Genomic DNA, 5,326 nt, shown 5'->3' on the forward strand with positions numbered 1-5,326 from the left:
ATCCATAAATTATACACTAATAACGTAATTAATAATACTGTTATTACTCCAAAGGCGATGTTAATGCGCTTTTGACGACGTTCAATCCGACGAATACGGTTTTTATGCTGTTTAAGCTCAACTTGTAGGGTGTTGATCTTAGAGCGTTGTTCATCAATTTTGTCTAAAAGTGGGGCAATGCGCTTTTTAGAACCAATCACTTCTTGTTCTTGCGGTGCTTCTTTCAGCCATTGTTTCCAGTCAGCTAAAACTTTGGGTGCACTAAAATGCAAAATTAGATCACGAAACTCATCTTTAAGGGTAATGTCACCATCTATACGCATGTGTTTAATACTGCGACGATTACCTAAAATAAAGATTTTAAATAAATCTATGAGGGTGGTGCGCACATCTAAATCGACAGCTTGTTCAGGTGCTTTGCTGTCAAATAAGATGCCGTTTGGATTGAATTCCACGTAAATGTCGAAATAAGGAATATAGCTATTAATTTTAATGGTGATTTTCTGGTCGACAAACTTTTTAGCCTGCAAAGCGACCACACGATCATGTTTTAGAATAAAGCTAAAAATTGTTTCCAGCACAATCATGAGCATGGTCAGCAACAAATGTGGATTACTTTGTCTTTGTTGCGAATCACTCATAAAATCAAGTCCCTAAATCTAAAGTTGAATTCCTTGTTTTGCGCTTCGTTGAGAATACATTCTAAGAAGCGCAGCGAATAATCTTGCTTTGTAGAACAGTTTAGCAAAACGATCAAGTATTTAATTTGCTATTATGAAAGCATTTTGTAGGTTTATTACATTTATGTGCGCATAAAATAAGCAGGAGAGAGGTTCATGGAAAAAACGACGGATAGCGTAGAAGAGCATTTGCTTGAATCAGAAACCACATTGAAAAATAAAGATAAATTACGCTCAGGACGTAAATCATCACTCGATTTTCGTAAATATACCAAGCAAATTTGGCTAGCAGGTTTAGGTGCATTTTCACGCGCAGAAGAAGAAGGCAATAAATTGTTTGACTCTCTGGTCAAGGTGGGTGAGGAATTAGAATCTAAAACTACAGAAATTGCCGATCAAACAGTTGAAAAAGTGTCTGAAAAAGCCAAAGAGTCGGTCATTGATACTAAAGATAAAGTTGAGCGTTTAATTGACCATAGCGTCAATCATTCTTTAAATAGAATTGGCTTGGTGACAGCAAAAGACCTACAACATTTGGAGCAATTGGTACTGCAATTACATGCCAAAGTCGATGCGTTGATTGAAGAAAATAAACAATTAAAAGAAGATGTCGCGAAAAAGTAATTCTGTGCAAAGGGGGCTTAAAGTATGTTGCTTTATTATACATCGGGTATTTTAGGGCAAAACTGAATAGAGGCTAATAGTTCCATCGTTTTACCATTTATTTTGCATAAAAGCGTGCAGGGAGTATTGCTTTTACCCTCAAAGCATTGCTATAAAGGCGTTACGGTAATTTAAATTAAATCTCTGGACCTTAAATAAACGATATTAAGAGGACGTAATTTTCATGAATAAATCAGAATTAATCGATGCAATTGCAGAGAAAGGGGGATTGTCTAAGACTGATGCAGGTAAGGCCTTAGACGCAACAATTGCTTCTATTACTGAAGCGCTTAAAGCGGGTGATACTGTAACCCTCGTTGGTTTTGGTACATTTAATGTGAAAGAGCGTGCTGCTCGCACAGGTCGTAACCCACAAACAGGTGCTACACTTGAAATTAAAGCAAGCAAAGTACCAAGCTTTAAAGCGGGTAAAGGTTTAAAAGATTCAGTAGCATAATCTTTTAAAATGCCAAGAAAGCGCGCCAATTGGCGCGTTTTTTATTAATAATGTCAATAAACGGCTTCAACGCATTCATTCGTTGAGGGTTTTCAGTTAAAATCTCGCACAAATAAAATATTGGAATACTTATGGAATCTTTTCGTAAAGTTATTAAGGGTTGGTTGGGCAAAGTTTTGCTCGTCTTGTTCTTGACCCCTTTAGCACTTGTAGGTATTGAAGGATATTTTAGTGGAGGTCAGTCTGAAGACACTGCACAAACAGTCAATGGTCAGCAAATTTCAAAACGAGAATTAGATAATCTGACCAATTCCTTGAAAGAACAATACTTGGCCTATACCAATGGTGATGAAACACTATTGAATCAAAATTATATTCAAAACAAAGCCAAAGATACGTTGGTTGCACGTACCTTGTTATTACAACAAGCTGAGAAATTAGGGATTTCTTTGAGCGATGCACAAATTGAACAAATGATTGCACAGCAACCGAATTTCCAACAAGATGGCAAGTTTTCTGAAAGCTTGTATGCGAACTATCTGCAATCTGTAGGCATGACCAATCAGGCGCTTGTGGCAAATTTACGCCAAGACCATGCGTTAAAAATGCTGAGTGCTAGCTTTACCGATTATGCTTTAGTTAGCCCGTCTGATATTCAGCAAATTGCCAATTTACAAACCCAGCAACGTACTTTGCATTTATCTAGCATTAAGTTAGATGACTACAAGAAAAACATCACCACAAATGCACAAGAGATTGCTGCGTATTATGAACAGCACGCCAATGCCTTTAAACAGGTTGCTAGCGTTGATGTCGATTACATTGTGGTGACTCCAGCCAATATTGCACCTGCAAATACGGCTGTCACTGACGCAGAGTTACAACAGGCTTATCAAAAGTTTGTCGAAACTCAAAAAGGTGCTGCTGTACCGACAGTGAAACATATTTTAATCACCACCGATGCGCGTGATGATGCCGCAGCTAAAAAACTTGCAGAGCAAGCCGCAGCTGAAATTAAGCAAGGTACAAGCTTTACTGCAGCTGCACAAAAGTATTCGGATGATCCTGAGTCTAAAGCCAAAGGTGGTGAGGTTGCAGGTTATGAAGCAGGCGTATTTGGCGATGCCTTTGACAAAGCCGTGGGTAGCTTAAAATCTGGTGAAGTATCACAGCCGATTAAAACTCAATATGGCTATCATGTGATTCAAACAGAAGGTGCTACAGTTCAAGTCCCTGCGTTTGAAACTCAAAAAGCACGTTTAATGGCAGAGTTGCAAAAAGCCAAAACTGAAAATGCGTATACCGATACCATCAACAGCTTAAATGAATTGGTGGTGAGTAGTGATGCTTTAGATGTTGTGGCAGAAGAAGTGAAAACGGCCAAAGTCGAATCTGTTAATGGTTTAACTTTGGCGGCGCAGCATCCTGTTTTAAGCCAGCCATCTGTCAAAGTTAAATTGTTTAATGATGATGTGAAAAATGGCGATCGCAACGCATCGAGTAACATTACTTTAGCCAATGGCGATGTGGTATGGGTGAAAGTGCGTAATTACCATGCCGCAGGTGTGCAAACTTTAGAAGAAGCAACACCCCGCGTAAAAGCTAAACTGATTGAGAAAAAAGCCTTTGATGCAGCGAAAAAAGATATTCAAGCTGCGTTGGATGCCTTTAAAACTCAACCTGCAGCGACCGTTTTGGCGAAAAACCAAATCCGTTTTGAAAATGCAGGCACATTCACCCGTGCAGATGGTTTGTTAAAGCGTGAAATTGAACGTGCTGCATTTAGTGTGCTTGCGCCTAAAGATGGTATGTGGTCAGTAACAACAGCATCTATACCAAATGAATTGGTGGTGGTAGCTGTATCAAATGTAAACGATACTACATCGAATGCTTTAACGCCTGAGCAACTGAAAGAGTTAGCGCAGTTGTATCAACAATTACGTGCTCAACAAGAGCTAGATGACTATACGCAATATTTGAAATCGAAAGCGAAAATCAAATAAGTGATGAACATCTACAAAAAAACCAGCAAATTTGCTGGTTTTTTTGTGCATTTAAAATGATTAGACAAGCAGTTTCAAGATTTATTCAGCGCGAATTTTTAGCTCATAACCTGTGTATTTACGAATGTTGATGACACCTGTATCCAAGATTAAGTATTGCCCTTTAATTCCTTGCAGTTTGCCGCGAATGATTGGGGTTTTATCTAAGTTATGTGATTTAATTTTCTCAGGATACTGTTCTACAGGGTACACAAATTCACGCGGAAGTTCCTGATCTAAAAGCTCTACCGTTTCGTTGAATTCAAGGTTTTGACTAAACTCATCACGAATGGTCTGAATTTTAGGTGCAAATTCTTCAATTAGTTGTTCCCGCACTTCAATCAGGTTTAGAGGCTCTGCTTCGCCTTTGAGTAGTTTGCGCCAGTCGGTTTTATCTGCGACTTGTGTACCAAACATAACTTCTAAATGCCCAGATAAACGACGTGAGCCGACTTTCATAATTGGTAAGGCTTGGGTTGCGCCCTGATCTAACCAACGTGTTGGCATTTGACCTAAACGGGTGATTCCCACTTTTAAAGCACTTGAGTTGGCTAAATATACGATGTGCGGTTGAAAGCAGACTTCTTGAGCAAAACTATCTTCACGACAGGTACCTAAATGATAGTGACAGGTCTCAGGCTTCATGATGCACATATCGCAAGATGCTTTGGTTTTAAAACACTTGAAACAATGTCCTTGCGAATAGGATTTTGGTGTTTTCACACCACAAGAAACACAATAAATATTGCCCGTCCATTCCAGTTCAAGTTCTTGCCCAAGCTGAAAAGGCAGGTCAATTTCTGCACGGTCTAGAATAAATTTATATTCAACATTTGCCTTGTGTACCTGTTCATCAGTTACACTATGGTCCTTAAGACCTGCGTGCATTTTATGGCAAATGCCTTGTAGTTCCATAAGAATACTCTCTCGAAAATGAAGGAATGCAGTGATGGCTGAAATGCGTTTAATTCAAGCATTAATTGATGATTTATCTCAACAACAGCCAATTTCTACTGCATTGTGTATAGGGCAAAATATTGAAGCAAGCCCGAAGTATAACAATCAAGCGGCTGATGAGCAGCCAACTATCCAATGGCAGTATTTTAGCGCATTGGTATTTTTAAATCTGCCTTTTACCCAACGTTTTGATTTGGCAGTTGTATTTTTAGATGCTGCCGATTTTGCTGCGCAGACACCACAACACACATCACAAATTTTGGTGAAGCTCCGTGACTTATTGGCAAAGCGTATTGTGGTGATTGCTGCGCATGAAGATGAGCAATTGCTTAGAGCGCTTGGTTTTACGCAATTGATTGAACATCGCTTTGAGCAGCATCATTTGTGCTTATGGCAATTTAATATTTTGACTTATAAGCACGTGCCTGATTGGTTTAATTCTAAGTTTTGGGCAAACCCTGAAAATTGGGATAAATTCCGTTGGTAAGTGGTGCATTAAACTCATAAAAACCTAATAATGATAACTG

General features: G+C 38.9%; 6 protein-coding genes. 4 read left to right on the forward strand and 2 right to left on the reverse strand.

Annotation, left to right across the window (positions count from 1 at the left end; all coding sequences use genetic code 11):
* The coding region (locus ACEO2X_RS13125) for a hypothetical protein (RefSeq protein ID WP_371972126.1) at window positions 1–641 on the reverse strand (641 nt) is incomplete at its 3' end.
* Between the two features lie 195 nt (window positions 642–836).
* Between ACEO2X_RS13125 and ACEO2X_RS13130 the strand changes: the two genes are divergently transcribed.
* The 3 genes from ACEO2X_RS13130 to ACEO2X_RS13140 all read left to right on the forward strand — a co-directional run bounded on the left by ACEO2X_RS13130 (window position 837) and on the right by ACEO2X_RS13140 (window position 3,803).
* Entirely contained in the window at window positions 837–1,304 is a 468-nt protein-coding gene (locus ACEO2X_RS13130; RefSeq protein ID WP_004976642.1) for a phasin family protein, read from the forward strand.
* 223 nt (window positions 1,305–1,527) lie between these two features.
* Window positions 1,528–1,800, forward strand: coding sequence for an HU family DNA-binding protein (locus tag ACEO2X_RS13135; protein ID WP_004976639.1), 273 nt, complete (start codon window positions 1,528–1,530; stop codon window positions 1,798–1,800).
* Window positions 1,801–1,931: 131 nt separating this feature from the next.
* On the forward strand, window positions 1,932–3,803 hold the full coding sequence (locus ACEO2X_RS13140; protein WP_131261456.1) for a SurA N-terminal domain-containing protein: 1,872 nt from the start codon (window positions 1,932–1,934) through the stop codon (window positions 3,801–3,803).
* 81 nt (window positions 3,804–3,884) lie between these two features.
* Here the strand turns inward: ACEO2X_RS13140 and ACEO2X_RS13145 are convergent, their stop codons facing one another.
* Window positions 3,885–4,757 carry a DUF2797 domain-containing protein gene (locus ACEO2X_RS13145; protein WP_180062423.1) on the reverse strand — a complete coding sequence of 291 codons (873 nt, stop codon included), beginning with the start codon at window positions 4,755–4,757 and terminating at the stop codon, window positions 3,885–3,887.
* Between the two features lie 34 nt (window positions 4,758–4,791).
* Here ACEO2X_RS13145 and ACEO2X_RS13150 point away from each other — a divergent pair, with 34 nt between their 5' ends.
* Window positions 4,792–5,286: a DUF6231 family protein gene (locus ACEO2X_RS13150; RefSeq protein ID WP_180062424.1), complete on the forward strand. Its 495-nt coding sequence runs from the start codon at window positions 4,792–4,794 to the stop codon at window positions 5,284–5,286.
* Window positions 5,287–5,326: the final 40 nt, after the last annotated feature.

Origin of the sequence: Acinetobacter sp. AL9 (assembly GCF_041464035.1) — a bacterium.
Lineage (GTDB): Bacteria > Pseudomonadota > Gammaproteobacteria > Pseudomonadales > Moraxellaceae > Acinetobacter > Acinetobacter towneri.